This is a genomic window from Pseudoalteromonas sp. SiA1 (genome assembly GCF_018732205.1).
In the GTDB taxonomy this organism is placed as follows: Bacteria; Pseudomonadota; Gammaproteobacteria; order Enterobacterales; family Alteromonadaceae; genus Pseudoalteromonas; species Pseudoalteromonas tetraodonis.
Genome location: NZ_CP076084.1, coordinates 2,222,547 through 2,240,607, shown reverse-complemented (window position 1 = coordinate 2,240,607; position 18,061 = coordinate 2,222,547). Strand labels below are relative to the sequence as shown.

14 protein-coding genes, 1 other RNA gene and 2 pseudogenes are annotated in these 18,061 nt (G+C 39.9%); 6 read left to right on the top strand and 11 right to left on the bottom strand.

The genetic code is table 11. The features are described from left to right. Positions 1–53 precede the first annotated feature (53 nt). Complete coding sequence (locus tag KK487_RS10375; protein WP_008467488.1) at positions 54–950, bottom strand: GGDEF domain-containing protein; 897 nt, start codon at positions 948–950, stop codon at positions 54–56. A gap of 127 nt (positions 951–1,077) precedes the next feature. Between KK487_RS10375 and KK487_RS10370 the strand changes: the two genes are divergently transcribed. Beyond that, the gene (locus KK487_RS10370; RefSeq protein ID WP_013465412.1) at positions 1,078–3,051 is read left to right on the top strand and encodes a monovalent cation:proton antiporter family protein; all 1,974 of its coding nucleotides are present in this window, start codon (positions 1,078–1,080) and stop codon (positions 3,049–3,051) included. Positions 3,052–3,069: 18 nt separating this feature from the next. Here KK487_RS10370 and KK487_RS10365 read toward each other — a convergent pair whose 3' ends face one another. Next, the gene (locus KK487_RS10365) at positions 3,070–4,215 is read right to left on the bottom strand and encodes a patatin-like phospholipase family protein (RefSeq protein WP_013465411.1); all 1,146 of its coding nucleotides are present in this window, start codon (positions 4,213–4,215) and stop codon (positions 3,070–3,072) included. A 346-nt stretch (positions 4,216–4,561) separates the two neighbouring features. On the opposite strand from KK487_RS10365, the gene KK487_RS10360 reads away from it, so the two are divergent. From KK487_RS10360 to KK487_RS10350, 3 genes are all read left to right on the top strand, one after another. Then, positions 4,562–5,440, top strand: a complete 879-nt coding sequence (locus tag KK487_RS10360; RefSeq protein WP_013465410.1) for a DUF3014 domain-containing protein — start codon at positions 4,562–4,564, stop codon at positions 5,438–5,440. 139 nt (positions 5,441–5,579) lie between these two features. Beyond that, an RNA gene (gene ffs / locus KK487_RS10355) (signal recognition particle sRNA small type) lies at positions 5,580–5,676 on the top strand. 202 nt (positions 5,677–5,878) lie between these two features. Beyond that, entirely contained in the window at positions 5,879–8,635 is a 2,757-nt protein-coding gene (locus KK487_RS10350; protein ID WP_128583751.1) for a response regulator, read from the top strand. A 74-nt stretch (positions 8,636–8,709) separates the two neighbouring features. Here KK487_RS10350 and KK487_RS10345 read toward each other — a convergent pair. The 5 genes and pseudogenes from KK487_RS10345 to KK487_RS10330 form a co-directional block, all read right to left on the bottom strand. Continuing rightward, positions 8,710–9,112, bottom strand: a pseudogene (locus KK487_RS10345) (DUF6691 family protein). Between the two features lie 3 nt (positions 9,113–9,115). Further along, positions 9,116–9,529, bottom strand: a complete 414-nt coding sequence (locus KK487_RS10340; protein ID WP_036981994.1) for a YeeE/YedE family protein — start codon at positions 9,527–9,529, stop codon at positions 9,116–9,118. Positions 9,530–9,532: 3 nt separating this feature from the next. Further along, on the bottom strand, positions 9,533–10,456 hold the full coding sequence (locus KK487_RS10335) for an OmpP1/FadL family transporter (RefSeq protein WP_236613538.1): 924 nt from the start codon (positions 10,454–10,456) through the stop codon (positions 9,533–9,535). Further along, positions 10,441–10,791: a hypothetical protein gene (locus KK487_RS18540; RefSeq protein WP_236613511.1), complete on the bottom strand. Its 351-nt coding sequence runs from the start codon at positions 10,789–10,791 to the stop codon at positions 10,441–10,443. The genes KK487_RS10335 and KK487_RS18540 overlap by 16 nt, the downstream gene beginning before the upstream one ends. Positions 10,792–10,993: 202 nt before the next feature. Continuing rightward, positions 10,994–12,418: a sugar porter family MFS transporter gene (locus KK487_RS10330; protein WP_013465388.1), complete on the bottom strand. Its 1,425-nt coding sequence runs from the start codon at positions 12,416–12,418 to the stop codon at positions 10,994–10,996. Positions 12,419–12,904: 486 nt separating this feature from the next. On the opposite strand from KK487_RS10330, the gene KK487_RS10325 reads away from it, so the two are divergent. Further along, positions 12,905–15,061: an exonuclease domain-containing protein gene (locus KK487_RS10325; protein ID WP_215521749.1), complete on the top strand. Its 2,157-nt coding sequence runs from the start codon at positions 12,905–12,907 to the stop codon at positions 15,059–15,061. 238 nt (positions 15,062–15,299) lie between these two features. After that, a complete protein-coding gene (locus KK487_RS10320) occupies positions 15,300–15,827 on the top strand; it encodes an SEL1-like repeat protein (RefSeq protein ID WP_013465385.1) in 528 nt (175 codons plus the stop codon). Between the two features lie 2 nt (positions 15,828–15,829). Here the strand turns inward: KK487_RS10320 and KK487_RS10315 are convergent, their stop codons facing one another. From KK487_RS10315 to KK487_RS10300, 4 genes and pseudogenes are all read right to left on the bottom strand, one after another. Further along, positions 15,830–15,982 (bottom strand): YbaM family protein, encoded by a 153-nt coding sequence (locus KK487_RS10315; RefSeq protein ID WP_008467474.1) that lies wholly within the window; start codon positions 15,980–15,982, stop codon positions 15,830–15,832. Next, on the bottom strand, positions 15,975–16,247 hold the full coding sequence (locus KK487_RS10310; protein ID WP_013465384.1) for a late competence development ComFB family protein: 273 nt from the start codon (positions 16,245–16,247) through the stop codon (positions 15,975–15,977). Before KK487_RS10310 ends, KK487_RS10315 begins: the two co-directional genes overlap by 8 nt. Positions 16,248–16,297: 50 nt before the next feature. Then, a pseudogene (locus KK487_RS10305) lies at positions 16,298–17,103 on the bottom strand (histone deacetylase family protein). Between the two features lie 349 nt (positions 17,104–17,452). Then, complete coding sequence (locus KK487_RS10300; RefSeq protein WP_024601576.1) at positions 17,453–18,061, bottom strand: primosomal replication protein; 609 nt, start codon at positions 18,059–18,061, stop codon at positions 17,453–17,455.

Here is an 18,061-nt window from a genome sequence, read left to right as displayed (position 1 = left end):
TAAAAAAGCCCAGCGGGGGAGGCTAGGCTTTTTAAAAATAATGTTTTTATTACTTAATAGGCTTTTGCGCAGTTTCGCCCAGATGCTTTTGCTTTATATAAGCCTTTATCTGCGCGAGAAAATATCTCGTTCTGGCAATCGTCGCTATTAGTCAGCGTAAAACCAATACTGGCTGTGACGTTGTATTTAGACATAATCGGTGAGTTTCTGACTAAACGCATAATACGTTCAGCCACCACTTTATTGGTGGTAAAAGCCGGGTCTTCGATTAATATTGAAAACTCATCGCCACCAAAGCGAAATACCGAATCAGTCCCCCTAATACTACTAGATAAAACCGCAGCAAACTCGATTAAAACGTCATCGCCAATTTTGTGACCATAGTTGTCATTTACTTGCTTAAAATTATCTAAATCAAGCAGCATTAAACTAAACGAATGACCGTTACGTCGATGATTTTCAAGCTTTTGTAGCAACATGTCATTAAATTGACTACGGTTGTTTAATCCGGTTAATGAATCTTTTGTGGCTAACCTTAATACACGGTTATACATAAGCGCATTACGCAATGGATAAATTAGTACACTATGAAAGTGTTGTAGCTTTTTCTCAATAGCCGCACTAAGCGGATACTTTGTATAATAAGTTAATGTGCCTAAGTACTCATTTTCAACTTTTAAATCAAACGAGTACGCTGGATTTTCAACATCACTATTGGGTGTTTTTACATCAATACTTGTTGCTTTAAAATGCACACCAGAAAAATTAAGCAGTTGTTTTGCAAAATTTGCAAACGTTCCTAAAATATCTTCTAAAACTAAGCTCGTTTGCAGTTTAGCTGCTAGCTCATGCAGTGCTGTCGGTGTATTGCTATTATATTGCTCTGCTGAGAACGGCAAAAATTCGCCGCGACCAGAGATACGTTGTGTCAAAATATGAACGTTTTCCACTATTTCTTCCCCCTATAGTATTACTTTTTATAACTAAGCAGGTTATATGCCATATTTACATTCTGGCTGAAACTTATACGGTTGCTATAGTTAAGTTACATTCCATTGATTGCTTATAAGGATTGCATTGCAAAATATTAATGCTCAGGTTTTTGGACTTTTAGTTGCTGCGGTTCTATTTGTATGGCTATTTAAGCGAATAGGGCTTCCCCCTGTATTAGCTTATTTAGCGGTAGGTTTACTAGCTGGTGGCCATGGCGTTGGTTGGATGGCACAAAGCCATGAAATGGACTTTATTGCTGAGCTGGGTATTGTGTTTTTGTTATTTAGTTTAGGGCTGGAGTTTTCTGTATCGCGCTTAATGGCAATGCGAAATATCGTATTTGGCTTAGGCTCATTGCAAGTCATAGTCAGCAGTATCTTGCTTATTTTAATCCTTTATTTATTAAATTTTAGTTTATTAACTAGTTTTACCATCGGCATTATTATTATGCTCTCCTCTACGGCGGTGGTTGCTAAATTATTAAAAGAGAGTGGTGATTTAAATAAACGCCGAGGGCAATTGGCAATCGGTGTTTTACTATTTCAAGACATTGCGGTTGTGCCGTTACTCATTATTTTGCCATTATTTGCCAGCAGTGATCCCAATAGTATTGGTTGGGCATTACTGTTTGCGCTGACTAAAGGCGCGTTTGTGTGTGTATTGCTATGGGCTATTGGCAAGTGGGTTTTGCCCAAGGTGTTTAAAGAAGTGGCACTAGCACGAAGCGATGAGCTGTTTGTATTAACCACGTTATTGGTGTCTTTGTTTGCCGGGTTACTCACATACTCTTTTGGTTTATCGATGGCATTAGGGGCTTTTTTAGCAGGCATGATGCTAGGGGAGAGCCACTATCGTCATCAATTAGAGGCCGATATTCGCCCGTTTCGCGATATTCTCATGGGGTTATTTTTTGTAACCGTGGGGATGCAGTTAGACATTGGTTTTGTTGTTGATCATGCGGGTATTATTATTGTTGCCTTGATGGGCATCTTAATCTTAAAAATTGCCGTAGTGATGTTATCTTCTTTATTTATGGGAGAGCGAAAACAAGATGCGTTAGCGTGCGCTATAATGTTGTGGCAAATGGGTGAGTTTGGCTTTGTGTTAATTGCACTCGCTGCACAGCATAACTTGCTGAGCGTTGAGCAAGTATCATTTTTAATTGCCATGGGCGTAATTTCTATGGCGCTTACGCCCTATTTAATTGATAAAACCCCTTTTATTTTAAAACGACTAGGCATGTTAGAGCGCGCAAAGTTTGCCTTTGAAGACGAGCTTCAAAGTAGCACGCTTTATCATAACCATGTGGTGATATGCGGTTTTTCTCGCGTAGGACAAACTATTGCCCGCTTTTTATCCCCAGAGGCAATTGATTATGTGGCAATAGAGAGCGACCCCATTTTAGTACAGGAAGGAAAAGCGGCGGGCGAGCCTTTAATATTTGGTCATGTTGAGCAAAAAGATATTTTAAAGTGTGCGGGGGTAGAGCGAGCGCGACTAATCATTATTACTTTTACCGAATTTCAACAAACTCAAATAGTCATTAATGCCATTAAACAGGTTGCACCTAAGGTTAAAATACTCATAAGAACCCGTGATGATAGTCAGTTAGAGCGCTTAAAAGCGCTAGGGGTTACTGAGGTTGTGCCTGAGGCGCTTGAAGCAAGCTTAATGTTGGTGTCGCATGTGTTGTCAATGTCTGGTGTGCCAATGAGCCGTATTATTCGCCGTGTTAGTAGTGAGCGACGAAACCGTTATAAATTATTGCATAGCTTTTTTGCCGGCGAAAATATTGACAGCGATACCAACTTGCCAGAGCGTTTAGAGTATTTACATGCAATAGCCTTACCAGATAAAGCATTTGCGGTTAATAAAGCAATTAGCGAACTCAATTTAGCAAAAAGAAAAGTGCTAATTAAGGCGCTTCGCCGCGAGGGCGAAGAAATAGACACACCACAAGAACACACAATATTGTATGCTAATGATATTCTAGTGCTGCAAGGTAAACCACGGCGTGTAGAACGTGTTGAGCATTATTTACTTGATGGTATAGAGTAGCCCATCAAGCAAAAAAACTTACTCTAGCTCTAAGAACTTTCTGATTTCAGGGAGTTGTTTCATACCATCGTCGTATCCGATTTGAATTAAATGCTGGGTGTAGCGTTTTTCAAATAACAAATAGCTGGTCAAACTCGACTGAGAGCGCTTTTTTACCCCGATCATACGTAATAAAACTTTTATCGCCCAAGGCATATCATCGTAATACTGCGCGGCAATGGCATTGAAGTTTTGCGATGGATTAATAATAAAGCTATCTATTTGTTTCAATTCTTGATGCTTATGCTTATTGGGCAGTAAACCGAGTGTGCGGTTTATTCTGTCCAAGCGCTCTAAATCAGATTGCATGGTGTCGGTAAATACACTGTCGAGTAAATGCCCTGCCACGGCCGAAAGCCCCGGGAAATGTGCAGAGTACCCTGGAGGATGTGGCTCTTTGGGTTGATCAACCCCAATAATAAATATTTTATTTGCCCCTAAGTGAATAGAGGGGCTCAAAGGTGAAAGCTGATGTATTGAGCCATCGCCAAAGTAATGGTTATAAATATTCACACTTGGAAACACCATAGGAATGGCACTTGAGGCCATTAGGTGTTCAACATTGATACGAGTAGCGCGTCCTTCGCGCTTGGCTCGTTGCCAAGAATGCTGCGTATTTGACTGAAAAAAAGCAACAGAATCGCCAGTAGTATAACTGGATGCAGTGATAGACAGCGCCTCTAAATATTCACGGTGTAAATTACGCTCAATACGATGTAAATCCAGTATATCGTTTAACAGTTTTCTAAGTGGTCGGTTATTTAACAAGCTTGCTGGTGGATGGTTTATATGCTCTGACTGGAAACTGGTTAAAATATTACGGGTAATATGACCAAACACACTTAAAAAGTCGCTTTTATATACCATCGAAGTTGAAAAGTTTTTCCAAACTGTTTCTAGTTTTCTTACCGCTAAATGCATACATGAGGCGTAACATGCTAAGGCTGCAGAATTAATTGCACCGGCAGAGGTGCCATTTATCACTCTAAAGGGGAGCGGGGCGGTTCTGGGCATACTTTGCGCTAACGCTTTCAAAACACCCACTTGATAAGCCGCTCGGGCACCACCACCTGTTAGTAATAAGGCAATTTTAGGTTTACTAGGATCGACTTGCTTAATTTTCATGTTAGGTATTTAAACTGTTCGCTGTCTTTACTTTATTTATTTACTGTAAGTCTTTAAGCTAGAAGAATCAAAGGATATGTTAGAGTCTATTTATCTTTCGAGGTTGAATTTTTAGTAGTGTGTTTGTTTTTCAGGCAAGGCTGAGCCTATGTATTGTGGTTACTTCCCATAAATAGGCGATAACGTAGCTTAAAAATTAAACATCCTCTACCCAAGGGGGCTGAACAAATTTTAATCCGGAAAGGTCAACAGACCCTACTTATTAATGAATATTAGTGTAAGTTAGGAATTAAATCTGTTTAGAGTACTCTAAACGGTATCGCATTTTTATATTTATGGAGTTCGTATGTCAGATAAACCATCAGAATCAGATGTTCAAAAACGTCCACCGAATAACAACCTTATCTTCGCAGGGGTTATTTTATTAATCATTATTATTGCCGCCGCGTTTGTATTATTAAAACCAAGCGGAGCCCCAGAAACAGTTATGCAGGTTGAAGAACCCATAAAAGAGCAACCCGTTATGGAGCTAAAACCTGAAAACGACCCAGTGGTCGGTGCGCCATCGGTTAAGCCAGAAAAACCTGAAGAGTTGGCAGTGCCAACACAGCGCCCAGACGTTGAGCCAGAGTCTGAGGTTGTGCCTTTACCAACATTAAATGACAGTGATCCTGTCGTGGTTGCAAAATTAGATGAATACTTAGGCGATGCGGCAATGAGCCTAGTGTTGAACGATGATGTTATTCGTCGTGGTGTGGTGTTTATCGATAACTTAGCAAAAGGTAAGGTGGCTAAGAAACATACCCCAGTTGTAAAGTTAGAAGAAGGTTTTAGCGTAAACGAAGGCGATATTTTAACCATTGACCCTAATAGCTATGAACGCTACACCCCATATGTAAAAGTACTAACAAGTATGAGTGCCGCACAAGCTGTTCGTTTATATGAAGAATATAAACCGCTAATCAACAGTGCATACACTGAAATTGGCTATGGCGATGATGAGTTTACACAAACACTTGAAGATGCCATTGACTTGCTACTTGATACTCCAGAGCCAAAAGGCAGCTTACCTTTATTGCGTGACTCGGTTACTTATCAGTATGCGTTTTCTGAGTGGGAGCAATTACCCGCTGCACAAAAACAACTTTTACGCATGGGCCCAGAGAACATGAAAAAGGTAAAAGCAGCGCTACGTAATATAAAAGCGCAGTTAGAGAGTAATTAATAACCGCTTTAATAACTAAATACCCTGCGATTGTATATGAAGTATGCAATCGCACTTTCTTTTTTGATTATCCCTTGAATAACAGAGTAAAAGTAGCGATAATCTCAATCGCGCCAACCAAGGCCCTCAATGGTAGTCTTATTGGTCCTCTCGCAACACTAGCAGGCGAACCTGGTCAGGCCCGGAAGGGAGCAGCCACAGTTTGTGACGTGTGTGCCGAGATGTGGCTGGTAAGACTGCCACCCAAATTCCTCATTTGGGTGTATTAAAATTCCATTTTTCAATATTTCTTATTTATATTATTCGTACACTAATTCTAGATCATACCCACTTAGCTAAATTTTTACCTTTATAGACAATAGCTAATGAGTGAGCAATAATTAAAACTCGTGATTATACTTTACGCCGCAGGTGTTAAATAAGCTATTAAGGGTCAATATGACGTCTCAGAGGAATAAGTGGGCGCTTGCTATATTATTAGGGCTTTTGGGGGGATGCGCTAACCTTTTACCTCTGTATTTTTTTGATAGCTCTGAATTTTTATTTGGTCAGACGTTTGTAATACTCAGTTTAGTGTTTGCTGGGCTTCGTTATTCCCTCCTTAGTTTAACTATTGTCACTGGTTTTTTATTTTATCGCTGGGGGCATAGCTGGACCAGTATTGTTTATGTACTTGAGCTGTTTTGGCTTTATACCTTTTGCTTAAAGCGTTCTAAGCCAATACTTCCTTTAGGCGCAGTGTTTTGGTTTTTAGTCGGCTTACCACTGGTGTGGGCTTTGGGTCACTTTGTTATAGGCCTGCCTTGGCTCACGCTTGTTGTGGCTGCCTCAAAATACTTTATCAATGCCATGATAGCGTTAGCTTTGGTCGACTTAGTGAGTGTATTTGTCCCTCATGCAAGCCGGGCTTATCAAGGGCAGCCTCTGGCCCGTATATTAAGTTATGTTGTCAGTATAATTATTGTTTTGGTGGTTTTGATCACCAGTGTCTTTTTGGTTAATCAGCATTACTCGCGCTTAGAATACGAAGTAAATACGCAACTTAAAGAAAAATCACGCTCGATCAGTGCCCAGCTTAGTGACTATTTGTTGTTTCATAAAAATGCAATGGTAATAACCAGTGATGCAATGAGTGCAGGAGCACCAATACAGCAGCAGCTTGAGCGGCTAATGGCTTTATACCCTGGTTTTGCAACTAGTCTGTATGCGAACTCCGAAGGTTATGTTGAGAAAAGTATACCCAGTGAATTGCTAAGTGGTTTAAGTCAGAGTCAGCGTTATGTTAATGATCGTCCTTATTTCGCTCAGGCTCAGCAGTTCCCGTTAGGCTACAGCAGTGGCGTTTTTCAAGGCAGAGGATTAGGCGATCAACCTATTGTTGCGCTTTCGGCTCCCATTTATAAAAATGATGAGTTTTATGGTGTAGTTGAGGGGTCGCTCAAGCTAGATCAGTTAGAGCGGTTTATTCCCAATTTATTTGAGTATAAAGGGGATTTACTTGTTCTTGATGCCGATAAAAAAGTAGTATTTAGCTCGTTAAGTCAGTTTGCTGCGCTGACTGATTTTAAGCATCAGGATCTTAGTATCCAACGTTTTAGTGGTAATCAGCTTTTTTGCTCAAACGATAACGAGGTGTACCATACAAATCAGTATGTTGACGACACCACAGGTTGGCAGGTTATATCGCTCTACAATCGTAAATATTTAAGCTTGGTGGTAGTGGCTGCTTGGTTGCCCACTATGTTGCTGGGGCTATTTTCTATTGCACTGGTGGTATTATTTATTTATAAATTCACCCATTTGCTGGTTAAACCCATCATAGAGTTAACTCATTTAATTAACAGCTTTAGTAAAACTAAAAAACACGTATTTAATACAGACTCTAGTTGGTATGAAGTACTGCAATTACAGCAACAATTTGAAATGTTGGGCAATGCACTTCAGCATTCAATCAAAAGTTTGCAAGCCTCTAATGTAAAAAATGAAGACCTTAATAAACAACTTAGTCAATTTAATCAGCAACTCGCAGATAAAGTAGCAGAACAAACAACTGAGCTAACACAAGCCGTTAAACTCGCTAATGAAGCAAATATCGCTAAGTCACAATTTTTAGCTAATATGAGTCACGAACTTCGCACACCTATGAATGGCATATTAGGTATGGGAGAGGTTTTGCTTCGAGATCAGTCTTTAAGTAATGAACAAAAAGAGTTGTTGCTCACGCAGCAAAAAAGCGCAAAAAATTTGCTTGATATTCTTAACGATATTTTAGATTTTTCTAAAATTGAAGCAAATGCCATGGAGCTAAATAGTAGACCCACGCAGGTCGCTCCATTTATCGAAAATATACGCTCTTTATTTACGCCGATTGTTAGTACTAAAGAAGTAGAATTTAGCATAATTCAAACCACAAATTTACCACTGTACATTAGTGTTGATGAATTACGCTTAAATCAGGTGATTATTAATTTACTCTCTAATGCGTATAAATTTACAGAGCAAGGCTTTGTGCGATTATCGTTCGATTATAACGATAATAAACTTCAGGTTAGCGTTGAAGATAGCGGTATTGGTATTGCAAAGGCACAGCAGTCATTATTATTTAGTGAGTTTACTCAAGCTGATGTGGGCGTTGCTCGTAAGTATGGCGGAACAGGGCTGGGGCTGGCTATTTCTCAAAAGCTAATAAAAATGATGGACGGTGAAATTCATTTACACAGCGAAGAGGGTAAAGGTAGTACGTTCACCTTTAGTATTAGTGCGCCAGAATCAGCAGAGGCTCCCTCAAAGTTACCTAAAAAAACAGCCTCGCAGCCCAGTCTTTTGGATAAACGTATACTGTTGGTAGAAGATAATGCGATTAACCGACAGGTGATTGCAAAAATGCTTGAGCCTACTAAAGCGAGTTTAACAATGGCTGAAGATGGCTTAAAGGCGCTTGAAGTATTAAAGAGTCAGTCGTTTGATTTGATTTTAATGGATTGCCAAATGCCGAACATGGATGGCTATGAATGCACTCGCGCGATTAGAACCACTGAAATTAAAACCGGCTTACGAGTACCTATAGTGGCGATCACTGCAAATGCTTATGAGGAAGATAAGCAGCGCTGTTTAATTGTTGGTATGGATGACTTTATAGCCAAACCCATTAATAGCGATGATTTATATACAGTGATTGGTAATATACTCAGTTGAGCAGCAGTTGAAGAGCACACAACATAGATCACGGTTAGTATGCTAAGTGGCCGAGGCGTGCTCGGCAATTCATGTTATACTTTTTTGGTCAGCCACATACCGCCAAGTACGGAAGCAAAAAAATAACCAAAACTCTGTTTTAAGTGATACCAGTTGTACAAGCCCGGGGCCCGGGCACACGCCGCTTAAGCCCCAACCTAAACCAAATAAAATAGAGCCAGTAATTAACCGCGTATCGACCTTTTTTAAATCGCTAAGGCTTAGTTTGTCGTTAAACACCGGCGTGCCTTTTTTAGTGAGCCAAAACCATGCGCCCATCATAATGGTCATTGCAACAGCCATAACAATAATTAAGCTACCGTCCCATTGCTGATTAAAAGTGAGAAAGTTAAGCACTTTATCTGGGTTGGTCATGCCACTAATAATTAGTCCCAAACCAAATACAAACCCTAAAATAAGCGTAATAATTGCGTGCATGATTTACCCTACTAAATTAGCGGTGATAATGGCGATTGCCATAAACGTACAGGTTGATACCCATGAACGGGCCGAAAAGCGAGACATACCACATACGCCGTGACCACTGGTGCAGCCATTCGCTAACGTGGTCCCCGCACCGACCAAAAGCCCTGCAATAATAATCATCCAAGGCGATAAGTTTAATTCGCCTACTAACAGCTCAGGGGCAAATAATTGTATAAATACACCTGCTAGTAATAACCCCATCACAAAACACAGTTTCCAACGAGAAGCTGCTGCCAGTGGATTAAAAATTGATTTTATAAGCCCTGAAATTCCCGCTACTTTACCAAATAAAACCAGTAATAACGCGCAGGCTAGACCAATTAAACCACCGCCAATAGCCCCAGATAGTGGTGTGAATTCGGTTGTCATCGTTTAAATCCTCCAAGCAAGGGATACACCCAATCCTGATTGTTCCATTGAAATTGATAGTTGTTGATTAGGCGCTAAATAGTTTGCACCTGTTACATTTTTAGAGGGTGAATAAAAAGCCATTGCGTTAAATTGCACCGCGTCACTAAGCGCATGACTAATGCCTGCTGTAAAATGCCATTCTTGCACACCGGGCGCTAAAATATTAAATAAAATGTCAGATGATGGAATGGGTTGCTCAGTATAAGAAGCACCAAACCTAATTTTTTGTTGCTCAGTGCGTTGCCATTGATAACCCAGTTTATAAATACTCATATCGTGCCAACCAAAGCCTGCACCGGCTTCTGCCCCTAGTGGCGCTGACATTAAATTAGTAATAGGGTTGGCGATACTTTTTACTTCACTGTAATTTATTTTTTGCCAATCAAACACCACTTGGTGCGATGGTAAAAACTGCCAAGCGGTACCGAGCTGAATAGAGCTTGGTAAATCAAACCCGCCTTGCTCTGCAAACAGGCCGCTGTAACGGTCAAATTCATCCATAGACACTGATGAACGGTAACTGGCGCCCCAGCTAAATGACGAGTTAATAATGTGGCTGATCCCAAGTTGCATTCCAATGCCTGTGCTGGTATCAACGCCATTATTAGACAGCGCCTCTGGCTTTTGCGAAAAGGCGGCAAAATTTGCCAAACCTTGTGCTTCAAATTGTTGCACTACATAAATAGCAGAAACACCTAGGCGTATTTGCTCATTTAATTGATAGCTCATGGTTGGACTGACAAATAACTGTTTTAAGTCAACACCAGTGGTGCCGCCATAAAATGTGCCTTGAGGGGCAGAATCAGCCACATATTCTGTGTTCATTCCGCCGTTACCGTAAACTAATAGGCCAATATTAATGCGCTCATTTAGTTGATGGCCAATAGCAAATTCGGGAATTGCAAATAAGCTGTTATCACTTTTTTTGTGGTTGCGTCCAAATACAGTGCATTGGGAAAGTATTCATCGACCTTTGCAGCGGTGTAGTTACGCTCAGGAGCAAATAATTCTATGCCTACCGACATTTGCGTGCCATTAGCTGAAAAAGCAGCCGGGTTATTTGCACCCGACATTAATTCTTCTGATAACGCTACACCAGCACCTGCCATGCCTTTGTGAGTCATACCGTAGCCATGAGTAAAATAGCCATTCGTTGCAAATACATTAAATGTGCTTAACGCAGAGGTGAAAACAAGGCCTGAGAATAACTGTTTTTTCATTTAAATTGAGACTAAGTAGAGAAAGTTGGCGAACAATAGCTAACTTTTTATATTCCAAAAAAGAACTTTAAAAGATTATATATACTAAAAAAGCATATTGTTTGTGGATGAGGAACAGGTAAATGAAAGGGCTTACAAAGGAGGGTTATATACACTGGAGTAAAACAGCATTATTAAGCGCTATTTTACTCCAGCCAAGTAATTACATTGACTCTAACTTCATACCGCGTGTCTCTTTAATGTATTTAACTACAAAAAACACACTAATAAACGCCGAGAGGGTATAAAAGCCATAGGCGCCTGCTAAACCAATACTACCTAGCATGATAGGGAAGGTCATAGTAATAGCAAAGTTAGCTATCCACTGCGCACTAGCAGCAACTGCAAGCGCGGCGCCGCGAATGCGGTTATTAAACATTTCACCAAGCAGTACCCACACAATTGGGCCCCAGCTTAAACCAAAAAATACCACAAACAGGTTAGCCATTATTAAAGCAAAGGTACCCATATTTTCGCTAAGTGCTAACTTGCCCGCTTCATCAAGGCCTGCACTGCCAAAGGTGTAGGTAAGTGCACTTAAACTAATAAACATACCTATACTACCTACCAGTAACAATGGCTTACGTCCCACTTTATCAACTAAAGCAATAGCAATAAAAGTAGACAAAATATTAGTGGTACCCGCAAGCACGTTTATAAACAGTGATTGTGATTCATCAAAACCAGCGGCTTGCCAAAGCTCTGAACCGTAATAAAATACCACGTTAATACCAACAAATTGTTGAAACACTGACAAGGCCACACCCACCCAAACAATAGGGTGTACCTTTTTACTGCCATCGATAAATAAATCGCGAATACTTGGTTTTTTATCGCTTTTCAGAGACTGCTTTACGTCATTGATTTGCGCATCAGCATCATCGTTTGAAATTTTATTAAATACAGTTTTAGCGTGTTTAAGCTTGCCTTGTGCGACTAAGTAACGCGGTGACTCAGGAATAAACAAGACCCCAATTAAAAATAAGCCTGCAGGAACCAGTTCAGCCCAAAACATCCAGCGCCATGCAGCTAAGTCTAACAGTAAAATACCCTCGGCACCGCCAGCAGCGTTAGCAATTAGGTAGTTACTTAAAAAGGCTGCAAATAAGCCAAGAACAATAGCAAGTTGTTGCAATGTCGCTAAGCGACCACGCAAACTTGCTGGTGCTACTTCTGCAATATAAGCAGGCGCTAAAACAGAGGCTGCACCTATGCCTAATCCGCCAAATAAGCGGTAAAAAATAAACTCAGCTGAGCTATCAGCAATACCAGAGCCAAATGCACTGATAGCAAATATAAGTGCAGTGACAATCATAATAGCGCGACGGCCAAATTTGTCAGCTAATGGGCCAGCAGCTAAAGCACCCAGCGCACAACCAAGTAAAACAGAGGCAACATTAAACCCTGTTGCTACACTGCTTGAGTTAAATGTATTACCTAACGCCGATACAGTGCCGTTTATAACGCCTGAATCAAAACCAAATAAAAAGCCACCAATGGCGGCAACAGCCGATATAAAAATAACGTATAAAAGTGAGCACTTTGCCGCTGCGCTTTGCTCACCTTTAGTTGCATGCTGTGTTGTCATGTTGTTCAATCCTAATTTTTATTATGTGTAATGAAGTTAAAGTACCACTAATAATTTGCGGGCAACCTTAGCACAGAGTAATCACGCTAAAAAAGATATTTCAATAGTAATACGTATGCATAAATAAATTAATTGAGTTGCGCGAGGGTCTGTTTATCTTTTGAGATTGAAGTTTCAGCAGTGTGTTTGGTTTTTAAGAAAAATAGATCTTTTGCCATGTGAATGCCCGTAAATAGGTACTAACGCTTCGTTAATGTTAAACACGCACTGCTTGAAGGGTTCTGCTATCTACACAGGTGAAGATAAGGGCCAGGGTATAAAAAGGGTGCTCGGTTTTAACTTAGTTTATTAAGTAACAAACCTCGCTAAAATTAAAGCGCCCGAGATTGAATCAATTTAAATTCTAAAAGGCTATTAACTCCTAATTGGGTTGCTAAAAGCGCTCAAATAATTATACTGTTTTTATATACAGTATTGGCGGTTTTTATGAGAAAAGAGTTACCAGCAAAATATTATTTGGCACATTTTAAAGAGCTAATAGGCTTTGTGAGCGATAAATGTATGCATTTACTTGAGCAAAAGCACATTACATTTATTAATAAAATAAACACCCTCGACGAGCAAAGCCAATGCATGCTAGCACGTATTTATTCTCGTAAACCTTATTTAGTGCAAACTCAGTCATTAAATTATGAAGAGATTATTTCGCCTTATCAGTCACTTTTTAATTTAAAAACAGCTGGGTTAATCTGTGAACCCTCACAAGCAGACGCTAAGCAACTGCTTAGCCATCTAACAAAGCCGGCCTTAATTGAGTTGTTAGCTCAACAAGACCTGCCACCACTATTTAAAAAAAGTGCTGCTAAAGGTTGTTTAGTTGAAGTCGCTATTTCATTTTTTGAATCTAAGCCAGAGCGTCTTTCGCATTTGTATAATCAGTACGTGATCAATAATAGAGATGAGTGTTACCAGTATTTTGAGTTTTTGTATATTGGCAGGCTCAGTGCCGGTGATGTGAATCATCAAAACCGGTTTGTACTAAGAGACTTAGGGGTAACCCCTGTTAGGCAAGGGCATAATGAAAGTTTGTCTCGCTTTGACTCAATTGAGGAAGCGCAATCTAACTATGTGTTAAACCGTTTTCGGTTAGCCGTTAAAAACGCGAAAGATGACAATGAAAATGAGACGTTAGCAAAACAGTTAATAAATGAATTAGCAGTAGGGGTTGTAGCTCGAGAGCTAAAGAATAAGTTATTGGTCATACTTTATAAGCAACTAAAAACAACTAACCCTGTATTAGCGTTTGATGTACTTAATGCCTGCGAAGACGATGCGCACGCACTAGAAATTCAAATAAGAGAGCAATACCGTTTAGGTAATAAAGAATGGGTAAAGGCGCAACTTGAGAAAATTATAGAAAATCCGCTCACCGATGAGTTACTGTACTTTGCGGATGACTTTTTAATGCGCAAATTTAACAAGCAAACACGCTCACGGCTTAGTGAAATGTTAGCCAGTACACGCTGTATTATAGAAGTTGATGAACTTTACCGTGGCGATGTTGAGTTAGGTGTAAGTGATCACTACACTCGTCAAGGCAAACAGGTTTTTTATACTGAAAATACTTTGTGGCAAAGCTTATTTGCGCTGGTTTTTTGGCAGGAACTTTTTATTGAAACCCCAACCCCCCCCTGCAACGAATTTGATATTTATCCGCAAGCCTTAAAAACAGATACATTTTATTTAAATCAATCCTCGCAAGTAGAGGCGCGGCTGGCTGCGTGTAATAGTACCCAAAAATTGCTGCGTTTAGTGTGTAACCATGCAGCGAAGTATTATGAGCAACCAAATGGCTTATTTAGATGGCACAAAGATGTATTAAAGCCATTAGAGATGCTTATTTTAAACAGCCCGATAAATGCGCTATTAAGCCATTTAAAAAACATGGCAAAAAACTACCGACAGCTAAAAGGTGGTTACCCCGATTTAATGATTGTTGATAACAGCGCAGTTCATTTTGAAGAGGTAAAAGCGCCCGGAGACAAGCTTAAAAGAAACCAGCTAGTGAGCATCGATAATTTAAAAAACAGTGGTTTTAAAGTCAATATTGCAGCGGTGAAGTGGTATGTAGACCCTAACCGTGTTTATAGTGTAGTTGATATTGAAACTACAGGAGGCCTCAAAGGCGGTAACCGTATTACCGAAATTGGTATTGTTAAAATAAAGCAGGGCGAAATAGTTGATACATGGACCACATTGATAAACCCAGAGCGTCCCATCCCGCGTTTTATTACCTCGCTTACAGGCATTAACGATGCCATGGTAAGCAATGCGCCCATATTTAGCGAGATTGCAGCGCCGTTACTGAATCAATTATCAGGCAGTATTTTTGTGGCGCATAATGTTAATTTTGATTATGGATTTATTAAAAAAGAGCTTGAGAGGATAGGGATTAATTTTAAAATGCCGAAACTGTGTACAGTCGTTGAATCACGCAAAGCATTTAAGGGATTAAAGTCATACTCACTCGGTAATTTATCGGCACACTTTAATTTAGACTTAACCAATCATCACCGTGCATTAGACGATGCCAAAGCGGCCGCGCAGTTATTATTACTGGTTCAGCAAACGGACAGTCAGTGATAGATTTACGTCAGTTAAATGCATTGTGCGTAAAGTAAAGTACCTTGTGTATAAATACAGGGTATTAAAAAAATAGGTTTATCTATTTTTAATGGGCGATTAAAACTGCGCTTATAAAAATAATCGCTGTAAGCTTTGCAATCCCACATAAATATTAAATTTATGTTAACAGGTTTTAGGGCAGATGCTTTAAAAGTGGTTATGTTTCTGAGCAAAAAATAATAAATTAAGGATAATAATGAATCATCAACGATTGAGTGCCACTTTGCTGGTATTGGTGGCTTTAATAACTGGCTGTAATTCGTCACCAATAAGTCTTTACAGCGATAATACCATGAAGAAAAAAGAATATAATGATGTTAAGGCATACAAAAAAGGGGAGTTTGAAGAAGCTTTTAACTATTTAGAAGAGCCTGCTGCATTGGGCTATAAAAGTGCACAATACACCCTAGCGTTTATGTTTTTAAAAGGGCAATATCTAGAGCAATCAACTAAGCTTGGTATGGGGTGGTTAGGTGTTGCAGCAGAAGCTGGCGTTGAAAATTGGTCACAACAATATGATACTTTTTATACTGCTGCGACAACACACGAGAAGCAAGAAATAGATGCAATTGTTGCCGTTTATATTGAACAATTTGGTGTTAAAGCTCAAAACATGACATGCCGTAGATCAACATCACCGAGACGAACATTCGGCGAAATTAAAATTGATTGTAGTAAACATGACGGCGCTGTCACTGTGTATGAAGTAGACACAATTGAATGAAGCTAGTTGTTAACTAGCTTCTTTTCAAAGTCACTTTTTACGATATCGAGCGCTTTTAATACTTCTTCGGGCTCTACATCGTGTTGCTCTAATATCATAATTAAATCAACAGCCAGTTTTATGTGTGTAGGGGCGTCTTCTAGCGGTTTACTCATTAATATCTTTCTTTTTAGCAATCTGATCAATCGCAAAGTTAATGGCAAGTTCAACGCGTTGCTGCATATCTAAACGATCTGTTTGAGTTAAATAAAATGCCATATCTACATCGTATCTAATATAGCGTGGGGGTAATTGATTGAGTACGGTACAGCAAAAGTCAGCCATTACATCGTCGTTGTAACGTTCATTAAGTTTACGTTTTTCTATTTCTTCTAAAACGAGTTTTTCGTAAAAATTATGTATGTCGTCATCTAATCGCATATTCCTGCCACTCTTTTTTATTGTCTTTGTTGAGTCTATACCAAGGATTGTTATAAATCGAGAGCCGCTTTAAATAGTTGCTTATGGACACTGACTAAATTGTTGATGTTACGCTGATAACCACCACCTAAAGCGCACATCAGCGGTATGTTTCGCTGCTTACAAAAGTTAAGAACCTTAAAGTCGCGCTCATATACACCAGCTAGTGAAATATCAAATAAGCCAAGTTCGTCTTTGGTATAAATATCGGCGCCCGCATTATATAAAATAATATCGGGCTGGTGGAGGCGAACACATAACTCAAGAGCTTGCTCTAGTGGTGTTAAATACTCTGCATCTGTGGTGTTTGCAGGTAAGCCAAAGTCGTAGTTTGAGTGCTGTTTTTGCCGAGGAAAGTTTTGTTCACAGTGAATTGAACAACTAATTATCTGCTCGTGCTGTTGGGTTATTTGTGCGCTGTGCCGTCACCTTGATGCACGTCACAATCAAATATTAATACGGTGTCGGCTTGCTCCGTTGCAATAAGGTGGGCTGCAGCAATGGCTAAATCATTAAAAATACAAAAGCCACTGCCGTAATTGCTGTAAGCATGATGATAACCGCCACTTAAATTAGCCGCTAAACCACTTTCAAGTGCTGTTTCAGCGGCTTGAATACTGGCACCAACAGAGTAAAGAGTTCGCTCAACAAGTTTATAAGAGTGAGGAAATCCCATTTTCTTCACCGCTTTGTCAGTCAACGACCCGTTTAAAAAGTCAGCAATATAATCTGAGCTATGACACAATTTCAATTGCGCTGTTGTTGCTGGCGAAGGTGATATAAATTGGGTGTAGCCCAGGGTCTGTTGACCTTTCAAGGTTGAATTTGCAGCAGTCTGTTTGGTATTTAGGCAAGGCAGAGCCTATGTGGTGTGGTTATTCCCCATAAATAGGTGATAACGCAGCATTAATGCCAAACAGGCGCTGCCCTTCGGGTTCTGCCTAGGGGCGATTTACTCTTTGTTGCTCGGTTTTTACTTAGCCCACTAGGTTACAAACCTCGCGCCGCGATTAAATCGCCCCTAGTTTGAACAAATTTTAATCTGCAAAGGTCAACAGACCCTAGACATTCAACTTCATGCTTAAGCTGCTGATACTTTTTAATTGGAAATCGATGGCGGTCAGGTAATTCTAGCTGCGAGTACAGTTCGTGGTAATAAAGCTGCATTAGCGTAGCTGTTGTTTTTCTACTTGTTGAATTTTGTCTTCGGTGGCAGAAATCGCTTTTCTACAACGGCCGAGTCGTGCATGAGTGGTTAAAATTTCCTGGTTAAGCTTTTGTGCTTGCGCAGGCGATGCTTTTTCCATTTGCAATTTACGCTCTTCAATCATTAATACCAGGCGGCGTTCAAATTCATGGTTTTGTTTAAGTTCGTCATATAACTCGTGGGATGATTGCATGATTTTTTGCACCGCTTGTTTATAAACAGGCTGTTTAGCACGAGGCTTATAATGACTTTTATTTTCTTTCACCCAAATAGGGGTCGATTTAATAACATTAAATACCGCTTGTACCTGACTGGCAATACGCTCAAGTGCGTAAGTGTAGGCATGGCGGTGTTCGCTCGGTGGTAAGCTAGCTATTTCATCTTCTATTTCTACTACGTAGTCGGCTAAGTTCATACTTTTGGTGCTAAACACGGCTCTGTCAAATAAGCTTGGCTGTGCCTGCATATAACGATTTTTAGCAAATAATTTTGCTTTATCAAATTGCTCAGCTTGTTGCTTAAGCGTAGCAACTTGTTGGCGTAGTTTGTCTAAAGCAGCAGATTGCAT

What these genes read in the sequence shown, in the direction of transcription:
- KK487_RS10365 (WP_013465411.1), bottom strand. Translation starts at nt 4,215, where the DNA reads ATGAAAATTAAGCAAGTCGATCCTAGTAAACCTAAAATTGCCTTATTA.
- KK487_RS10360 (WP_013465410.1), top strand. Translation starts at nt 4,562, where the DNA reads ATGTCAGATAAACCATCAGAATCAGATGTTCAAAAACGTCCACCGAAT.
- KK487_RS10350 (WP_128583751.1), top strand. Translation starts at nt 5,879, where the DNA reads ATGACGTCTCAGAGGAATAAGTGGGCGCTTGCTATATTATTAGGGCTT.
- KK487_RS10340 (WP_036981994.1), bottom strand. Translation starts at nt 9,529, where the DNA reads ATGACAACCGAATTCACACCACTATCTGGGGCTATTGGCGGTGGTTTA.
- KK487_RS18540 (WP_236613511.1), bottom strand. Translation starts at nt 10,791, where the DNA reads ATGAAAAAACAGTTATTCTCAGGCCTTGTTTTCACCTCTGCGTTAAGC.
- KK487_RS10330 (WP_013465388.1), bottom strand. Translation starts at nt 12,418, where the DNA reads ATGACAACACAGCATGCAACTAAAGGTGAGCAAAGCGCAGCGGCAAAG.
- KK487_RS10325 (WP_215521749.1), top strand. Translation starts at nt 12,905, where the DNA reads ATGAGAAAAGAGTTACCAGCAAAATATTATTTGGCACATTTTAAAGAG.
- KK487_RS10320 (WP_013465385.1), top strand. Translation starts at nt 15,300, where the DNA reads ATGAATCATCAACGATTGAGTGCCACTTTGCTGGTATTGGTGGCTTTA.
- KK487_RS10315 (WP_008467474.1), bottom strand. Translation starts at nt 15,982, where the DNA reads ATGAGTAAACCGCTAGAAGACGCCCCTACACACATAAAACTGGCTGTT.
- KK487_RS10310 (WP_013465384.1), bottom strand. Translation starts at nt 16,247, where the DNA reads ATGCGATTAGATGACGACATACATAATTTTTACGAAAAACTCGTTTTA.
- KK487_RS10300 (WP_024601576.1), bottom strand. Translation starts at nt 18,061, where the DNA reads ATGCAATCTGCTGCTTTAGACAAACTACGCCAACAAGTTGCTACGCTT.